Source organism: Microvirga guangxiensis, from assembly GCF_900102135.1.
Lineage (GTDB): Bacteria > Pseudomonadota > Alphaproteobacteria > Rhizobiales > Beijerinckiaceae > Microvirga > Microvirga guangxiensis.
The window spans coordinates 159,200-174,379 of sequence record NZ_FMVJ01000002.1; the positions used below are offsets into that span (position 1 = coordinate 159,200).

Annotated in this window: 18 protein-coding genes and 1 tRNA gene; 13 read left to right on the forward strand and 6 right to left on the reverse strand. The window is 63.4% G+C overall.

Going from position 1 to position 15,180, the window contains the following annotated elements:
- Positions 1 to 13 precede the first annotated feature (13 nt).
- The 3 genes from BLP10_RS00770 to BLP10_RS00780 all read left to right on the forward strand — a co-directional run bounded on the left by BLP10_RS00770 (position 14) and on the right by BLP10_RS00780 (position 2,038).
- The gene (locus tag BLP10_RS00770; RefSeq protein WP_091128216.1) at positions 14 to 1,150 is read left to right on the forward strand and encodes an ABC transporter ATP-binding protein; all 1,137 of its coding nucleotides are present in this window, start codon (positions 14 to 16) and stop codon (positions 1,148 to 1,150) included.
- Between the two features lie 79 nt (positions 1,151 to 1,229).
- On the forward strand, positions 1,230 to 1,790 hold the full coding sequence (ruvX, locus tag BLP10_RS00775; RefSeq protein ID WP_091128220.1) for a Holliday junction resolvase RuvX: 561 nt from the start codon (positions 1,230 to 1,232) through the stop codon (positions 1,788 to 1,790).
- Between the two features lie 174 nt (positions 1,791 to 1,964).
- A tRNA-Gln gene (locus BLP10_RS00780) sits at positions 1,965 to 2,038 on the forward strand.
- Between the two features lie 215 nt (positions 2,039 to 2,253).
- Here BLP10_RS00780 and BLP10_RS00785 read toward each other — a convergent pair.
- On the reverse strand, positions 2,254 to 4,272 hold the full coding sequence (locus BLP10_RS00785) for a BCCT family transporter (RefSeq protein WP_091128224.1): 2,019 nt from the start codon (positions 4,270 to 4,272) through the stop codon (positions 2,254 to 2,256).
- Between the two features lie 344 nt (positions 4,273 to 4,616).
- On the opposite strand from BLP10_RS00785, the gene BLP10_RS00790 reads away from it, so the two are divergent.
- From BLP10_RS00790 to BLP10_RS00800, 3 genes are all read left to right on the forward strand, one after another.
- A complete protein-coding gene (locus BLP10_RS00790) occupies positions 4,617 to 5,036 on the forward strand; it encodes a DUF5602 domain-containing protein (RefSeq protein WP_091128227.1) in 420 nt (139 codons plus the stop codon).
- A complete protein-coding gene (locus BLP10_RS00795; protein WP_091128230.1) occupies positions 5,036 to 5,563 on the forward strand; it encodes a plastocyanin/azurin family copper-binding protein in 528 nt (175 codons plus the stop codon). Before BLP10_RS00790 ends, BLP10_RS00795 begins: the two co-directional genes overlap by 1 nt.
- A 70-nt stretch (positions 5,564 to 5,633) precedes the next feature.
- The gene (locus tag BLP10_RS00800; protein WP_091128232.1) at positions 5,634 to 6,344 is read left to right on the forward strand and encodes an RNA polymerase sigma factor; all 711 of its coding nucleotides are present in this window, start codon (positions 5,634 to 5,636) and stop codon (positions 6,342 to 6,344) included.
- A 70-nt stretch (positions 6,345 to 6,414) separates the two neighbouring features.
- On the opposite strand, the gene BLP10_RS00805 is transcribed toward BLP10_RS00800, so the two are convergent.
- Positions 6,415 to 6,894 (reverse strand): fasciclin domain-containing protein, encoded by a 480-nt coding sequence (locus BLP10_RS00805; protein ID WP_091128235.1) that lies wholly within the window; start codon positions 6,892 to 6,894, stop codon positions 6,415 to 6,417.
- Positions 6,895 to 7,108: 214 nt separating this feature from the next.
- Here BLP10_RS00805 and BLP10_RS00810 point away from each other — a divergent pair, with 214 nt between their 5' ends.
- From BLP10_RS00810 to BLP10_RS00825, 4 genes are all read left to right on the forward strand, one after another.
- Entirely contained in the window at positions 7,109 to 8,341 is a 1,233-nt protein-coding gene (locus BLP10_RS00810; RefSeq protein ID WP_091128238.1) for a sensor histidine kinase, read from the forward strand.
- Between the two features lie 9 nt (positions 8,342 to 8,350).
- A complete protein-coding gene (locus tag BLP10_RS00815) occupies positions 8,351 to 8,998 on the forward strand; it encodes a response regulator (protein WP_091128241.1) in 648 nt (215 codons plus the stop codon).
- Between the two features lie 88 nt (positions 8,999 to 9,086).
- Positions 9,087 to 9,812 carry a vWA domain-containing protein gene (locus BLP10_RS00820; RefSeq protein WP_091128245.1) on the forward strand — a complete coding sequence of 242 codons (726 nt, stop codon included), beginning with the start codon at positions 9,087 to 9,089 and terminating at the stop codon, positions 9,810 to 9,812.
- Positions 9,809 to 10,519, forward strand: a complete 711-nt coding sequence (locus tag BLP10_RS00825) for a DnaJ domain-containing protein (RefSeq protein WP_244510338.1) — start codon at positions 9,809 to 9,811, stop codon at positions 10,517 to 10,519. The genes BLP10_RS00820 and BLP10_RS00825 overlap by 4 nt, the downstream gene beginning before the upstream one ends.
- Positions 10,520 to 10,557: 38 nt before the next feature.
- On the opposite strand, the gene BLP10_RS00830 is transcribed toward BLP10_RS00825, so the two are convergent.
- The 4 genes from BLP10_RS00830 to BLP10_RS00845 all read right to left on the reverse strand — a co-directional run bounded on the left by BLP10_RS00830 (position 10,558) and on the right by BLP10_RS00845 (position 13,240).
- Entirely contained in the window at positions 10,558 to 11,145 is a 588-nt protein-coding gene (locus tag BLP10_RS00830) for a nucleotidyltransferase family protein (protein ID WP_091128258.1), read from the reverse strand.
- Positions 11,142 to 12,161, reverse strand: a complete 1,020-nt coding sequence (locus BLP10_RS00835; RefSeq protein ID WP_091128262.1) for a molybdopterin-binding protein — start codon at positions 12,159 to 12,161, stop codon at positions 11,142 to 11,144. Before BLP10_RS00835 ends, BLP10_RS00830 begins: the two co-directional genes overlap by 4 nt.
- Positions 12,158 to 12,850 (reverse strand): XdhC family protein, encoded by a 693-nt coding sequence (locus tag BLP10_RS00840; protein ID WP_091128267.1) that lies wholly within the window; start codon positions 12,848 to 12,850, stop codon positions 12,158 to 12,160. Before BLP10_RS00840 ends, BLP10_RS00835 begins: the two co-directional genes overlap by 4 nt.
- 66 nt (positions 12,851 to 12,916) lie before the next feature.
- On the reverse strand, positions 12,917 to 13,240 hold the full coding sequence (locus BLP10_RS00845; RefSeq protein ID WP_091128270.1) for an XdhC family protein: 324 nt from the start codon (positions 13,238 to 13,240) through the stop codon (positions 12,917 to 12,919).
- A 188-nt stretch (positions 13,241 to 13,428) separates the two neighbouring features.
- Here BLP10_RS00845 and BLP10_RS00850 point away from each other — a divergent pair, with 188 nt between their 5' ends.
- The 3 genes from BLP10_RS00850 to BLP10_RS00860 all read left to right on the forward strand — a co-directional run bounded on the left by BLP10_RS00850 (position 13,429) and on the right by BLP10_RS00860 (position 15,122).
- Positions 13,429 to 13,884, forward strand: coding sequence for an iron-sulfur cluster assembly scaffold protein (locus BLP10_RS00850; RefSeq protein WP_091128277.1), 456 nt, complete (start codon positions 13,429 to 13,431; stop codon positions 13,882 to 13,884).
- A gap of 107 nt (positions 13,885 to 13,991) precedes the next feature.
- Complete coding sequence (locus BLP10_RS00855) at positions 13,992 to 14,453, forward strand: SRPBCC family protein (RefSeq protein WP_091128281.1); 462 nt, start codon at positions 13,992 to 13,994, stop codon at positions 14,451 to 14,453.
- Positions 14,454 to 14,627: 174 nt separating this feature from the next.
- The gene (locus tag BLP10_RS00860) at positions 14,628 to 15,122 is read left to right on the forward strand and encodes a (2Fe-2S)-binding protein (RefSeq protein WP_091128284.1); all 495 of its coding nucleotides are present in this window, start codon (positions 14,628 to 14,630) and stop codon (positions 15,120 to 15,122) included.
- Positions 15,123 to 15,180 lie beyond the last annotated feature (58 nt).

Genomic DNA, 15,180 nt, shown 5'->3' on the forward strand with positions numbered 1-15,180 from the left:
CAAGGAATTTGAAATGGCTGATGTCGTTCTCAAAAACGTCCGCAAAACCTTCGGCAGAACCCATGTGATCCATGGTGTCGATCTCGACATCAGGGACGGCGAGTTCATCGTCTTCGTCGGTCCGTCCGGCTGCGGAAAGTCCACCCTGCTGCGCCTCATCGCGGGCCTCGAGGACATCACCTCGGGCGAACTCTTCATCGGCGGCGAGCGGGTGAACGATCTTGCTCCCGCCAAGCGAGGCATCGCCATGGTGTTCCAGTCCTACGCGCTCTACCCGCATATGAGCGTCTACGACAACATGGCCTTCGGCCTGGAGCTGGCGAAATCCTCAAAGGCCGATATCGACTCCAAGGTGCGCGAGGCCGCGCGCATGCTGCAGATCGACAACCTGCTCGACCGCAAGCCCCGCCAACTTTCCGGCGGGCAGCGCCAGCGCGTCGCCATCGGCCGCGCCATCGTGCGCGACCCGAAAGTATTTCTCTTCGACGAGCCGCTCTCCAACCTCGACGCAGCTTTGCGCGTGCAGACCCGCATCGAGATCGCCAAGCTCCACACGGACACCCGCGCCACCATGATCTACGTGACACACGATCAGGTGGAGGCGATGACTCTCGCCGACCGCATCGTCGTGCTCAACGCGGGCCGCGTCGAGCAGGTCGGCACGCCGCTCGAGCTTTATCACCGCCCGGCCAATCTCTTTGTCGCCGGCTTCCTCGGCTCGCCGCAGATGAACTTCATCCCCTGCACGGTTTCCCATATCGGTCCGGACGGCGTTCAGGTGCAGTTGCCCAAGGCCGGTAGCATCACCGTTCCGGTCTCGCCGGAGGGCCTGCGCATGAACGAGACCGTCACCCTGGGCATCCGCCCTGACCACATGAAGCTCTCGCCGCAGGGCACCCTGACCGGTCGCATCGAGCTGGTGGAGGAGCTGGGTGAGAACCACCTGCTCTACGTGAATGTCGGCGGTGAGCGTCACCTGACGATCCGCGAGCCGGGCGATGCTCATCATGAAGCCGGACAGGAGGTCGCTCTCGCGCTTGCCCCGGAATCCTGCCACCTGTTCAGGGAATCGGGCGAGGCCCTGCCATTCCTGTCGGGAAGCAGAACTCCCGCGCCGCCCTCCCCGGATTTGAGCAGCAGGGCGGCCTGATCGCAAACCGCTGATCTCGACGCGGGCAGACTTCCTCTATACTGGCTGTCACCATGACATCCGCCCGAGGAGGCCGCCCATGCTATCGAAAGACGACGAGCTGATCGCCTTCATCGAGGGATTGCCGCCCCGTGCGCGCCTTATCGGCATCGATCTCGGCACCAAGACCATCGGCCTGTCCCTGTCGGATGTGGAGAAGCGGATCGCCACACCGCTTGAGACGATCAAGCGCGTGAAATTCACTCCGGACGTGCAGCAGATCAAAGCCCTCGTGGAGCGCTACGAGGTCGGCGGCCTCGTCTTCGGCCTCCCCCTCAACATGGATGGCTCCGAGGGCCCCCGCTCCCAGGCCACCCGGGCCTTCGTGCGCAACCTGAAGCCCATCCTGCCCCTCCCCGTTCTGTTCTGGGACGAGCGCATGTCCACCATGGTCGTCACCCGCACCCTGCTCGACGCGGACGCCTCCCGCGCCAAGCGCGCCGACGCCGTGGACAAGATGGCCGCCGCCTACATCCTGCAAGGCGCCCTCGACCGCTACGAGCGCATCGCGGCCGACGCGGAGGAAGCCGCCGACGAGGCGGAATACAGGTCCCGCACCGGCCTCGACGCCCCCCCGGAAAGCGGCTCGATGGACGATTGAGGCCGCGCCCCAGCGCCAAGCTTCGCGGCCCTGTCACTCAGATGTCGGAAAGCCGCTGAATGGGGTTGACGCCCCCGCAAAAGCAGCCTATCTGACCGGCACTCACAGAGTTCGCCGCCCACGGCCCGGACGCCTTCGGCCCCCCGGAAACCCCAGCGGTTCAAGAAGTCATGGTGGGGGATAGTTTAATGGTAGAACAGCGGACTCTGACTCCGTTAGTCTTGGTTCGAATCCAGGTCCCCCAGCCACTTTAGACTTCAAGGGATTAGACTCTTCGCCCTCACAATTTGGCTCGGACATTCAGACAACCGGCTCTCGGCTGTTTAGACGACCTGCTCTCGTTCCCGCCCCTCTCTCTCCTTAGAGGGCGTCGGCCAGCGAGTGGCCGATGATGGCAGCGGTCTCGGGCGGGTCGGTTCGGAAAAGCGGGATCACATCGGGTTGTAGATTCGCTGCGACATCGTCACAGAGCCTCTCCCGCTCGCGGCGGGGGCGGATCCGGCTCATGTTCCGGGGCGCCCTGGACGAGCTGCGTCGCCGGCGACTGGACGAGCACGAGATACCGCTCGAACTGGACGAGGACGTCCGAGATGATCTGGTCACGGCTCATGCCCATGATGTCATAGCCGCGGCCGCCGCTCGAAAAATAGGTACGGGCCTCGTAACGGTATTCCGGCTTTCCAGTATCGAGCGGGGAAAGAGTGGCCATGGGCTGGGCACTGCGGCTGACGCCGTAGATGAAATCGCGAACCCCTTCGGCCGGCGAACGCATGGCAATGCCGCCGCCATCCTCAATCACCTGAGAAGGGCGACCGCGCGCGTTCAACTCCCTCGCGACTTCTTGAAGCGCCGGGCGCACCTGGGTAGCGATGAATCCATCCACCTCGGCTTCAGTCGGCGAATGGAGGATGAGGGCGAGACGCTGCTGCCACGTGAGGCCCGCGGCTGGCTGAGCGACGGGCGTGTGCGGGCTGGCGATGTGTGCCTGCTGCTGAGCGAGATCGGCGCGCATCCCGGTCAGGAGCGACCAGACGAGTGCGAGCATGACAAGGGCAAAGGGCAATGCGCTCGCTATGGTTGCCGATTGCAGGGCGCCGAGACCGCCAGCAAGGAGCAGGCTGCCCGCCACGACGGCTTGGAGGATGCACCAGAAAACGCGCTGACCGATCGTGGTCTCGGTTTCTCCGCCCGCAGCGATGGAATCGACGACCAGTGAGCCTGAATCCGCGGAGGTGATGAAGAAGATCCCGACCAGAACTATGGCCAGGGCAGAGGTAAGCGCCGAGAGAGGCAGGTACTCGAAGAACTTGAAGAGACCGACAGATACGTCGTTGGCGACGGCAGTACCGAGGGCTCCAGCGGCCACGCCGGTGTCCACGAACATTGCGGTGTTGCCGAAAACGGTCATCCAGAAGAAGGTGAACCCGGCCGGGATGAACAGCACGGCGGTGACGAATTCGCGCACGGTGCGGCCGCGTGAAATACGGGCGATGAACATCCCGACGAACGGCGACCAGGAAATCCACCAAGCCCAATAGAAAAGCGTCCAAGCATCGATCCAGGGCGTCGGCTCATAGGCATAGATGTTGAAGGTCCGCAGCAGCAGCGTGTCGAGATAGAGACCCAGGTTCTGCACGAAGTCGCGGAAGAGCAGCGCCGTCGGCCCGACCACCAGGACGTAGATCATCAGCAGAATCGCGACGACCAGATTGATTTCGGAGAGGATGCGCACTCCCTTGTCGAGGCCGGTGATGACCGAAACCATGGCCATGGCCATGATGACCGCAATCAGGGGAATTTGAACCTCGGGACCGATGGGGATGCCCAGAAGGTAGTTGAGACCCGCGTTGATCTGAGAGACACCGACGCCGAGCGAGGTGGCGATGCCGAAGATGGTGCCTACGATGGCGAAGATGTCGACGGCATGGCCTATGGGGCCGTTGATGCGTTCCTTGAGAAGTGGATAGAGTCCGGAGCGGATCGTCAGGGGCAGATTATAGCGATAGCCGAAATATGCCAAAGATAGGCCGACCACGGCATAGATGGCCCAGGCGTGAATACCCCAATGGAAGAAGGTAACCGCCATGGCCTCTCGCATCGCCGCGATCGAGCGCGGTTCGACCGTTGGTGGCGCCATGAAATGGGTCATGGGCTCGCCCACGGCGTAGAACATGAGGCCGATGCCCATACCGGCGGCGAACAGCATGGCGATCCAGGAAGTGAACTTGAAGTCGGGTGTGGATTCATCCGGTCCGAGCTTCAATCGACCGTAGCGGCCTAGGCAGAGGAGCAGCACGGTGGCGAGAAAGATCCCGACGGCGAGGAGATAGAGCCAGCCGAAGCCGCTGAGGATGGCAGCCTGCAAGTCCTTGAAGACCTCGCCGGCACGATCCGGGAGGACGACCCCGACAGCAAGGAAGAGGCCAATGACGGCGACCGCGCCGAAGAAGACCGGCGGGTTGATGATGAAGCGTTTGAACATGCGGTCCCTTTGGGATGCTCCGTCGCCAGCCGCGGCCTGTACTGAAGCGGGGATCGTCTCCTTCCGGGACGCCCACGTTCCTCATCCAGGATAGAAGCCGGCGGAGGGGGAAGAGTTCCTTCTCGAGGAAGTGCCGTTCAGGCCGACATCTGTGAGCGCTTCGTCACCCGGCGGTCACGGGGTGGAACGCCCTTCTCGTATCGCTGCTGCTCCGTGAGGCGATGCCCGCATTGCTCCCACCCTGAACCAGAGACGGGCAAGGGACGCGGGAACCTTTCCGACCAGTCCTCATCCAATGGGAATGCGCAGGCCAAACCTGGCTTGGCGCGTCTACGGAGGATGCCATGAGGATTGCTGTCGCTACTCTCGCCTTGGTCGCCGCTTTCAGCCTGCCGGCCTCGGCAGCCGATCAGGTCGAGAAAGCTCCGCCGAGCGGTGCGTACAAGAAGGTGAGCGAGCTCGTGAAGCTGCCGGACTTCCTGCCGGGGCTCGGGCAGCTTTACGTCGACCCCAAGACGCTGCCGGCAGGTCCGTTCCTGGCCTATGACCGCGACGGCCGGCTCGTCAGCACGGTCTATATGCTGCCTGTCGAAGACCTTTCGAACAAGGACAAGCGCTTCGACGATCTCGCTGCTCCAGGCGGCAAAGTCGACCATGTCGATGTCTACTTCAACGCCGGGCATCCGGGTGTCGAGAAGCCCCATGCGCATGTCGTGCTTTGGCATGTCCCCAAGGCCGAAGAGACACGAGTGGCGGCGAAGTGATGATTTCACGCAGACATATTCTGCAGATCGGCGGGGGCTTCCTCGCCGGTCTGGCATGGCCCCGGCATATGCACGCCGCTGAGGCGGTCGAGATCCGGATGCAGGGCAATCAGGATGGATCGCATGTCTGGTTCGATCCGGTCGGCCTTCGCATCGAACCGGGACAGACGATCCGCTGGATCAACCTCGATTCCGGCAATTCCCACACCGTCACGGCCTATCACCCGAACAACTTCGATCGCCCCTTGCGTATTCCCGAGGGCGCACAGCCCTGGAACTCGGACTATCTGCTACCGGACGAGTCCTTCTCCGTCACGCTCACGGTGGAGGGCGTCTATGACTTCTACTGCATCCCGCATGAGCATGCGGGAATGGTCGGGCGGGTCATCGTGGGTCGCCCGGGTCCGGCTTCGGCCAGCCCTCTGCCGGAGCAAGCGGCGGGTGGGGAGGCAATACCTGAAATCGCGCTCCGGGCCTTTCCGTCCGTCGATGAGATCATGCGCCAAGGCGTCGTCAGGCGCGTTTAAGGCAGCCCCGGCAGCAGTGGGAACCTTTGTCGGGATTTCCTATCTAATGATGAGGGACAGGAGCTTGGCCATGCAAACGCTAGCGCTCGCGGCTGCTGAATTGGATGCACTCGATGACAGGACGCTGGTGGAACGCGCCCGCAATCGGGATGGAGCCGCAGTCCGGCTCATCATGCAGCGGCACAATCGCCGCCTGTTTCGCGTGGCTCGCAGCGTCCTGAACGATGACGCCGAGGCGGAGGACGTCGTCCAAGAGGCTTATGTGCGCGCCTTCACTCATCTCGACGGTTTTCGCGGCGAGGCACGGCTCTCAACCTGGCTGACGCGCATTGCGCTGAACGAAGCGCTGGGCAGGCTCCGACGGCGGCGCACCATGATCGGCCTGAAGGAGATTGATGCCATCGACGATCAGGGAGAAGCCCGTGTGATCTATCTGCCATCGGCACAGCAGGACAGCGACCCGGAAGCAGCGGCAGCCCGCGCTCAGGTGCGGCGTCTGCTCGAACGCGCGGTGGACGAGCTTCCCGAGAGCTTCCGCATCGTGTTCGTTCTCCGCGACATCGAGGAGATGAGCATTGAGGAAACCGCATCTCATCTGGGTCTGCGTCCGGAGACGGTCAAAACAAGGCTTCACCGCGCCCGGCGCCTTCTGCGCCAGTCGCTCGACAGGACATTGTCCTCCGCCGTGAGCGACACTTTCCCCTGCGCCGGTGCTCGCTGCGCGCGGATCACGGAAGCCGTTTTGACCAGGCTTGGGATCGACACGCCTTCGAAGAAGTGATCCTCAAATCCCGTTTCTACATCTCGATGTTCGGGATGGCGGCGCTCCGTCATCCCGAACTTTGCAGCTCTTACGATTTCGGCATGATCACGCTGTCGATCACATGGATGACGCCGTTCGATGCCTGGACGTCGGCTTGCGTGACGGTTGCGTCGTTGACTTTGACCGCATTGCCGCTGGCGTCGACCTGCACGTTGCTGCCCTCGACGGTCTTGGCGCTCGTCTTCTTACCCTTGAGATCGCTGGACATGACGTTGCCAGCCACGACGTGATAGGTCAGAACCTTCTGCAACTGCGCCTTGTTCTCGGGCTTCAGGAGGTTTTCGACCGTTCCGGCCGGCAGCTTCTTGAAGGCTTCGTCAGAGGGTGCGAACACCGTGTAGGGGCCCTTGCCCTTGAGCGTTTCGACAAGGCCGGCAGCCTGAAGGGCCGCGGTCAGCGTCTTGAAACTGCCGTTGGAGGTTGCGGTCTCAACGATGTCCGCTGCTGCGGCAGGAGATGCCGCCGTCAGCATGGCAGCCACGGTGTAGGCAATGTACTTTGCGTTCATTGTTCCATCCTCTCATCGCTGCGCCCTTTTGATGTGTCGGCGCCAGCTTCGAAGGATATGTCCGGCCCAGGGCTCCTTGTTCATCGGGAAGTTCCTGAGCCGGATAGGAAAATCACCGTAGGAGGCCGGTTTCTCTCGCGAGGTCATAGGAAGTCGCGCGCGAAGTTGCCATACTCTCACGCGGCAGCCGCCCGCAGCCGAGACCGAGGCCAGAATGGATCGTTCAATCCCTCATGATGCTCCACCCCCGGCAAGCCCGGGGAGATCACGGCAACGCCGCATCACAACGGCACCGCAGGCCCGCGCCCTTCCGACCCTGATCGCGCCTGACGTGGAGGCCGAGGCATTGCTGCGCTCAACGCTCGATGCGCTCTCGGCTCATATCGCAGTGCTCGACGAAGCCGGCACGATCATCGCGGTCAATCAAGCCTGGCGCAGTTTCGCCCACGCCACGGGCTATGCGGACGACAGCCATGGGGTCGGAATGAATTATCTGGCTGTCTGCGAAGCGGCCGCCCCCTTCTCGGAGGACGCCGCGAGGACGGCGGAAGCATTGCGCGACATCATGGAAGGCGCGCGCTCCGAGTTCCGGATGGAATATCCGTGCCGCAGCCCGGAGGGACCGCGCTGGTTCCAGCTTCGCGTGACCCGGCCGGACCAGGCGCGGACGCGCCGCATCGTCATCGCGCATGAGGACATCACCGAGGTCAAGCGCACGCAGGAGGAGCTGGCCCGATTGAGCGGCCGCCTCATGCACCTGCAGGACGAGGAGCGGCGCGCCATTGCCCGGGAGCTTCATGACACGACGGCGCAGAACCTTCTCGCCATCACCTTGAACGCGACACGCCTCAACGAAAGGCTCGGCGATGCGGAGGAAACCGCACGCCGCACGCTGGAGGAAACCCTCCAGCTGGCGGAGCAGAGCCTGCGGGAGGTTCGTACGCTCTCCTACCTTATCCACCCACCGCTCCTCGACGATATCGGGCTCTCCGCCGCGTTGAGCTGGCTGACGAGAGGATTTTCCGATCGCAGCGGGATTCAGGTCGACGTGAGCATCGAGAAGGGCTGCGAGCCACTGCCCAAACCGACCGCAACCGCCCTCTACCGCGTCGCCCAGGAGGCTCTGTCGAACGTCCACCGCCATTCCGGCTGCAAGCGGGCTCGCGTTGCCCTCTATCGCACGGCTGGCATGGTCCATCTCGACGTCGTAGACGACGGCATGGGCTTCAGGAAGCCAACAGGAACAATCTTGGAAGAGGCAGGCCAGCTCGGCATCGGAATCTCGGGCATGCGGCTGCGCCTCGAGCAACTCGGCGGCCGGCTCGACATCCGGTCGGATTGTTCGGGCACGCATGTTGGCGCGAAAGTGCCGACCATTCCCCTGGAGCCGGATCAAGGCCCTCGGGCGGCCCTGCAGGCCGGGAACGAAGACTCGTCGGCCGCTTAGGAGAAACGCATGCTTCAAATTCTTCTTGCAGACGATCACGACATCGTCCGGCGCGGCCTCAAGGATCTGCTGGAGCAGCATCCGGGCTGGCAGGTCTGCGCGGAGGCTGCGAACGGCAGGGATGCCGTGGATCTCGCTCTGCAGCATCGACCTCATGTCGCCGTCATCGACCTGTCCATGCCCGAGCTCAACGGCCTGGATGCCACGCGCCGCATTCGCCAGTCTCTGCCGGACACCGAAGTTTTGATCTTCACGATGCATGAAAGCGAGGAGCTCATCAGGGAGGTCCTGCTCGCCGGGGCCCGGGGCTATCTGCTGAAGGCCGACGCCGTGCGGCAGCTCATTCCAGCGGTCGAGAGCCTTTCGCAAAAGAGACCCTTCTTTGCCGGACGCGTGTCCGAGCTTCTGCTGGACCGTTTTCTGACCGATGGCGAAGCCAGGATGGGGCGTCCCACGACCGAGCGCCTGACATCGAGGGAGCGGGAGATCGTGCAGCTTCTCGCGGAAGGCAAGAGCAACAAGCAGATCGCGCAGCTTCTCGACCTGAGCGTCAAGACCGTGGAAACGCACCGGACCACCGCGATGCGCAAACTGGAACTCAACTCGCTGGCCGATCTCGTCCGTTATGCGATCAGGACGCAGATCATCCAGGCATGACCGCCTGCCCAGCCCTCGCAACCGCGTGTTCGTCTCCCGGATTTACACCTGCGCCCTCAATCCCCACATCTGGGGAGAGGGAGATGCAATGACCGACAAGAAAGATCTCACGCGAACGCCCGCTGCCGATACTCCGGATTCGATGATCGACACCTTCCTGGCGGATGCAAAGCGTCTGGGGCCGCTGGCGGGCAACACACCCCGCGCGCGCCTCATCTTCGCCCTGGACGCGACCATGAGCCGCCAACCCACCTGGGATCTCGCCTGTCATGTTCAGGGCGACATGTTCGCCGCAGCCAGCCATGCCGGAGGGCTCTCCGTGCAATTGGTCTATTTCCGGGGCTTCGACGAGTGCCGCTCCTCCCGCTGGGTCGCCGACCCGCGAGCCCTCACGGACCTCATGACGAAGATCGACTGCCGCGGCGGGCAGACCCAGATCGGGCGGGTGCTCCGTCACGCCCGGACCGAGGCGCGTCAGGCCCCATTGAAGGTCCTCGTCTATGTCGGCGACGCCATGGAGGAGCCCATCGACGATCTCTGTGCCGTCGCGGGCGAACTTGGCCTCCTGGGAGTGAAGGCCTTCATGTTCCACGAAGGGCATGATCCCGATGCAGCGCGCGCTTTCAAGGAGATCGCCCGTTTGACCGGCGGCGCCTATGCCCGGTTCGATGCGGGAGCCCCGGGCACCCTCTCCGGTCTCCTGCAAGCCGCCGCTGCCTATGCCACCAGCGGTGTCGAGGGTCTCGCCCGGCTGGCTCCCGGCAGCGCGCCTGCCCGCAACCTGCTCACCGCCATCACGGAGCGCAAGCCGTGATGCTGTTTTACGGCATCGTGGCCGTTGTGGCTCTGTGGTTGCTTCTGAGCAATTTCACGCGTGCGAACCCCGCCACATTGGCGAAGGCCCTCAAGGTCGGCGGCGGAACTGTCGCCCTCGGCATTGCCGGATTGTTCGCTCTTCGGGGGCGGATCGACCTGGCCCTGCTGATCGGGAGCCTCGGAGCCTGGCTTTTCGGGTGGAAACGCTTTTCCCTACCGGGTTTTCGTGGGAGCGCGCAACGGACTCCCGGCAACGCTTCGAGCGTCCGCTCGCGACTTCTGGAAATGACTCTCGATCATGACACAGGCGCCATGGAAGGCACTGTCCTCGCGGGTGCCTTTGCTGGACAGCAGCTGGCCTCGCTCGATGCAGCGGACCTGCGGAACCTGCTGGCGGAATGCCAGGCCGAGGACCCGGACGGCCTTCGTCTTCTCGAAGCCTATCTCGACCGCCGGTTTCCCGAGTGGCGCGAAGAGATGCGGAATGAGGAGCAGTCACGCACCGAGGCACAGTCGCCCTCGGGCATCATGACCATCGATGAGGCTTACCGGATCCTCAACCTCGAACCGGGCGCCAGCACGGATGAAATCCGGCAGGCACACCGCACTCTCATGAAGAAGCTCCACCCCGATCAGGGCGGCTCGACCTATCTCGCGGCGCGCGTGAACCAGGCCAAGGACATTCTGATGAGCCATCACAGCTGAACGGCGACATCCCTGCCCGCTTCTGTGCAAGAGCCCCTTCAGGATTGATACTTGGAAAATTCTTCCAAGGTGTCGATGTCCCGCACGATTGCGGCGTCGTCTGTCGGCCACTCGACCACGTCGGTTCTGCCGCGGAGGATAAGACCCGCGCCCGTATCTCCCGACAGCGTTTTTACGGCAGCTTGAAGCGCGCAAGAGAGCACAACGGGATTTCCTCTTTGGCCGCCGTAGGTAGGGATCAAGGCCGCCGGTTCTCCCTTTTCCTGCCAACCGGCGATGAGAGCGTCGATGAGCTCGGTTGTGACGAACGGCATGTCCCCCAGGAGGACGATCGCAGCCCGCGTCTCCGGTGGCAATGCAGAGAAACCGGCTTTCAAGGACGTCGAAAGCCCATCGCCGAACAGGTCGTTGCGGACGATTCCGACAGGAAGTCCTTGCAGCTGAAACTCAACCTCTTCGGCGCGATGGCCCGTCACCACAATGACCGGGTGCGCCCTGGAATGAGCGGCTGCCTCGGCCACGTGGCGCACGAGGGGCTTGCCGCCGAGCCGGGCCAGGAGCTTCGGCTCCTCCCCGAAACGGGTGCCCCGCCCGGCCGCAAGAACGATGGCCGCCACATCGCTCATTCTTCACCGGCGCTTTCACCGCCCTCGCGCGGCTGCGGCCTTGAGATGATCTCCATGAGAAGTCCCCCGACCCCGAGCGATGTGATGTCGGCGCGCGTCACGGGAACGTCGGCCAGGAGGCGATGCAGGATCCAGTCGAAGCCGTTCTCCTTCGGGGAGCGGGCGCAACCGGGCGCGCCGATGACCGGCTTTCCGGCAATCGAGCCCACGAGCAGCAGATTTCCCGGATCGACCGGCATGCCGAAATGCTCCACCCGTCCGCCTGCCATCTCGATGGCCGACGGAATGACGTCGCGTCGGTCGGCGATGGCCGAGGCACCGAAGATGACGATGAGTTGCGCCTCCCCTTTCGCCTGATCGGCGATTTCCCGCGCCAATGTGTCGGTATCGTGCGTGACGCGGCTATTTCTCACGATGTGCGCTTCTGCGGGCTCCAGCCGGTTCTCAAGCACCGCGACGGTCTTGTCGATGACACTCGGCTTGAGACCTGGAAGCGTCGTCGAGACGACTCCCACCGAACGGCGGGCATAAGGCGCAACGCGCAAGGCGCCCGTGCCGAGCCTCGCGGCCCCCTTCAGCAGCAGGCTTTCAGGAAGCGCATAGGGAATGATCTTGACGGTGCCGACCATCTCCCCGGCGACGACGGGTTTGTAGGCGGGCAATGTGGCCGCTGTCATGGCCTCGTCGACAGCATTGAGGCCGTTGATGGCATCGGCATCGATCAGGAGAATTCCTGAGCTTTCCGCATAGAGATTGGAGCGCCCGGTGAAGGGCGCTTCGACGCGGACATGATCTCCCGCAAGAATCCGAGCAAGCCGGAAGGCCGCCTCGTCCTCGCCGATGTCGCCGGGCTCGAACCGTGCCACGGCAATGGTCTCGATGCCGGCCTGCCGCAAACGCGTCGCGACGTCCGACGAGATGAGAGTTCCCTTTTTCACGACCGCGTCGCCCATCCGAACGGAATGAGCCGCCACGGCCCCGATGGCCTCCTCGATTGCAACCGATCCGAATTTCACGCCGAGCGCCTCCGATCCTTGCGCAGGGTCGCCACGATCTCTGCAAGAATCGAGACGGCGATTTCCGCCGGTGAAATGGCTCCGATGTCGAGGCCGATGGGAGCGTGAATGCGGGCGATGTCTGCTTCGGTGAAACCGGCTTCCATCAGGCGCTGAATGCGGCGTTCATGGGTTTTTCGCGAGCCGAGCGCGCCGATGTAGAAGCACTCCGACTTGAGCGCGGCGCTCAGCGCAGGATCGTCGATCTTCGGATCGTGGGTCAGCGCCACAACAGCCGTATACCGGTCGATGCCAAGCTGCGGCAGGACAATATCGGGCCATTCGGCCCGCACCGGCACATCCGGAAAGCGCTCCGGCGTCGCGAAGGCCGTGCGCGGATCGATGATGGTGACATCGAGATCCAGTCCCTTGGCGATAGGAGCCAGCGCCTGGCTGATATGCACGGCGCCGATCACGATGAGCCTCACCGGCGGCGCCTGTACCGTCAGGAAGAACTGGTGGCCGTCCTGCTCCACAAGCCCGCTCTTGCCTTGGCGAAGCCGTTCCCGCAGCTCCTGGGCGAGAGGATCGCTCCCGATCTCCGCCTCCCGAACGAGGCGCTGCTCGCCGGAAGCGATATCGGTCACGAGGACAGCAGCCCGCCGGGCACTGCGCTCCGCGTTGAGATCGGACAGGAGGTTCAGCCGCATGCGGTTTTCTCTCGCCTCCCCATGGGATCGCTGATGAACGGATGCGAAAGGCAGCAATCGAGCATTCTAATCCACCCGCTCCACATAGACCCTGATCCGCCCTCCGCACGACAATCCGACCTGCCAGGCGGTCTCGTCCGCGACGCCGAACTCGAGCATGCGCGGCTTTCCATCGGCAATGACATCCAAAGCCTCGGTGATGACCGAGCCTTCGACGCAGCCGCCGGAAACGGAGCCGAGAAAATTCGTATCTTCGTCGATCACCAGATGGCTGCCGACAGGGCGCGGCGCGGAGCCCCAGGTTTCGACCACCGTCGCGATGGCGACGCCCCTGCCCTCGCGCCTCCAGTCTTCCGCAGCCTTCAGGATATCCGTGTCAGTTGCTTGCATGAGATTTCCAGCTCAAGAAAACGGGCTCCGAGCGATGTCTGCTTCGATAATGCCATTGGCTCGCCTCAAACCGCAACCGGCGCCCGTCGGCACATGCGCGTGAGCGGCAGGGGGAGCATTGACACGCCCTGCGATGGGGAGTCTGATCGGTCTCGAACAGGCACGACCGTCGAACCGTCGCGGGCAGGATGCTGGACGATATCTACAATCGGCGCATATTGGAGCTTGCGGGCAACATCCCGCTGCTGGGCACCCTGCCGGATGCGGATGCCAGCGCGAAAGCCTATTCGAAACTGTGCGGCTCGACGGTCATCGTGCACGTGAAACTCGACGGCGACGTCGTCAGCGCCTTCGCACACGAGGTCAAGGCGTGCGCTCTCGGTCAGGCCTCCTCGTCGATCATGGGCCGTCATGTGGTCGGCTCGACGGTGGAGGAATTGCGGACAGTTCGGGAGGAGATGCACCGGATGCTGAAGGCAGGCGGCAAGCCGCCTTCCGGCAAGTGGGCGGATCTCGCCCTGTTGGAACCGGCGCGGGACCTGAAGGCCCGTCATGCCTCGATCCTTCTCACCTTCGACGCGGTCGCCGATGCGCTTGCCAAGGCAGAGACAGCCCAAAAGAGCCAAGCCGCCAACGATTCATAGCGTATCCCTTTGCGCCATTGAGGGTGCGCTGCAGCAAGGCTTGTGAGGTGACGTATCCCCTGATTTGCGCTTACTCTGCCTTTGGAGCGTCGATAGGAGGAAGCAGCATGGCGATGACGATGCAGGGTGAAGTCACCCTCCCCGCCGATCGGGCAACGGTATGGGCGGCCCTCAACAGCCCGGACATTCTCAAGCAATCCATCCCCGGCTGCCAGGAACTCGAGAAGATCAGCGACACGGAATTCCAGGCGACGGCGAAAGTCTCGGTCGGTCCCGTGAAGGCGACCTTCAAAGGCGGCGTCACCCTCTCCGATCTCGATCCTCCCAACGGCTACACCATCAGCGGCGAAGGACAGGGCGGCGTTGCCGGCTGGGCGAAAGGCGGCGCGAAAGTGCGCCTCGAAGACGTCGAGGGCGGCACCCGGCTGGTCTACGACGTGGAGGCCAATGTGGGCGGCAAGATCGCCCAGCTCGGCGGACGGCTGATCAACGGCGTTGCAAAGAAATATGCCGACGAGTTCTTCGCGAATTTCGCCAAGATCCTGTCTCCGGCAGAATCCGCTGCGTAATCGCGCACTAGGGCACTTGGCACGATTTTCCAATACTTGACCGCTCAAGGAGGGGAGTCCACACTCGGCTTTGACGGATCGCATCCGTGCGGTCGTCCAATAAGAATACCTGCCGGTGCCTGAGACCACCTGAAGGTTGGCCGGGCCTCCCGGCGTTTGAGGAGGATATCACGCATGACCACCGTCTCCCTGACGGTGAACGGTCAATCCGTCACCGCAGACGTCGATCCCCGTACCCTGCTCGTTCAGTTTCTCCGCGACAATCTACGGCTCACCGGAACCCATGTGGGCTGCGACACCAGCCAATGCGGCGCCTGCGTCGTTCACCTCAACGGACAGGCGGTGAAATCCTGCACGGTCCTTGCCGTCCAGGCCAATGCCAGCGTCGTCACCACCATCGAAGGCATCGCCGATGGAGGCGAGCTGCACCCGATGCAGGCCGCCTTCCGCGAGCATCACGGCCTGCAATGCGGGTTCTGCACGCCCGGCATGATCATGTCCGCCATCGATATCGTGAACCGGAAAGGGAACGCTCTGGACGAGCAGACCATCCGGGCCGAGCTCGAAGGCAATCTGTGCCGCTGCACAGGCTATCACAACATCGTCAAAGCCGTTGCCGCGGGTGCCCGGGGAATGGCCCAGGAGCCTCTGTCGCAGGCTGCCGAGTAAGATCGGACAACGCTCGTCCAATGCACGGCGCCCTCCCGACAGGCGCAGGCGGCAGGCG

Excerpts from the sequence above, each read along its gene's own strand:
- BLP10_RS00820 (WP_091128245.1), top strand. The coding sequence starts at position 9,087 with ATGACCGACAAGAAAGATCTCACGCGAACGCCCGCTGCCGATACTCCG.
- ruvX (WP_091128220.1), top strand. The coding sequence starts at position 1,230 with ATGCTATCGAAAGACGACGAGCTGATCGCCTTCATCGAGGGATTGCCG.
- BLP10_RS00800 (WP_091128232.1), top strand. The coding sequence starts at position 5,634 with ATGCAAACGCTAGCGCTCGCGGCTGCTGAATTGGATGCACTCGATGAC.
- BLP10_RS00845 (WP_091128270.1), bottom strand. The coding sequence starts at position 13,240 with ATGCAAGCAACTGACACGGATATCCTGAAGGCTGCGGAAGACTGGAGG.
- BLP10_RS00840 (WP_091128267.1), bottom strand. The coding sequence starts at position 12,850 with ATGCGGCTGAACCTCCTGTCCGATCTCAACGCGGAGCGCAGTGCCCGG.
- BLP10_RS00810 (WP_091128238.1), top strand. The coding sequence starts at position 7,109 with ATGGATCGTTCAATCCCTCATGATGCTCCACCCCCGGCAAGCCCGGGG.
- BLP10_RS00790 (WP_091128227.1), top strand. The coding sequence starts at position 4,617 with ATGAGGATTGCTGTCGCTACTCTCGCCTTGGTCGCCGCTTTCAGCCTG.
- BLP10_RS00770 (WP_091128216.1), top strand. The coding sequence starts at position 14 with ATGGCTGATGTCGTTCTCAAAAACGTCCGCAAAACCTTCGGCAGAACC.
- BLP10_RS00855 (WP_091128281.1), top strand. The coding sequence starts at position 13,992 with ATGGCGATGACGATGCAGGGTGAAGTCACCCTCCCCGCCGATCGGGCA.
- BLP10_RS00850 (WP_091128277.1), top strand. The coding sequence starts at position 13,429 with ATGCTGGACGATATCTACAATCGGCGCATATTGGAGCTTGCGGGCAAC.
- BLP10_RS00785 (WP_091128224.1), bottom strand. The coding sequence starts at position 4,272 with ATGTTCAAACGCTTCATCATCAACCCGCCGGTCTTCTTCGGCGCGGTC.
- BLP10_RS00795 (WP_091128230.1), top strand. The coding sequence starts at position 5,036 with ATGATTTCACGCAGACATATTCTGCAGATCGGCGGGGGCTTCCTCGCC.
- BLP10_RS00805 (WP_091128235.1), bottom strand. The coding sequence starts at position 6,894 with ATGAACGCAAAGTACATTGCCTACACCGTGGCTGCCATGCTGACGGCG.
- BLP10_RS00860 (WP_091128284.1), top strand. The coding sequence starts at position 14,628 with ATGACCACCGTCTCCCTGACGGTGAACGGTCAATCCGTCACCGCAGAC.
- BLP10_RS00815 (WP_091128241.1), top strand. The coding sequence starts at position 8,351 with ATGCTTCAAATTCTTCTTGCAGACGATCACGACATCGTCCGGCGCGGC.
- BLP10_RS00830 (WP_091128258.1), bottom strand. The coding sequence starts at position 11,145 with ATGAGCGATGTGGCGGCCATCGTTCTTGCGGCCGGGCGGGGCACCCGT.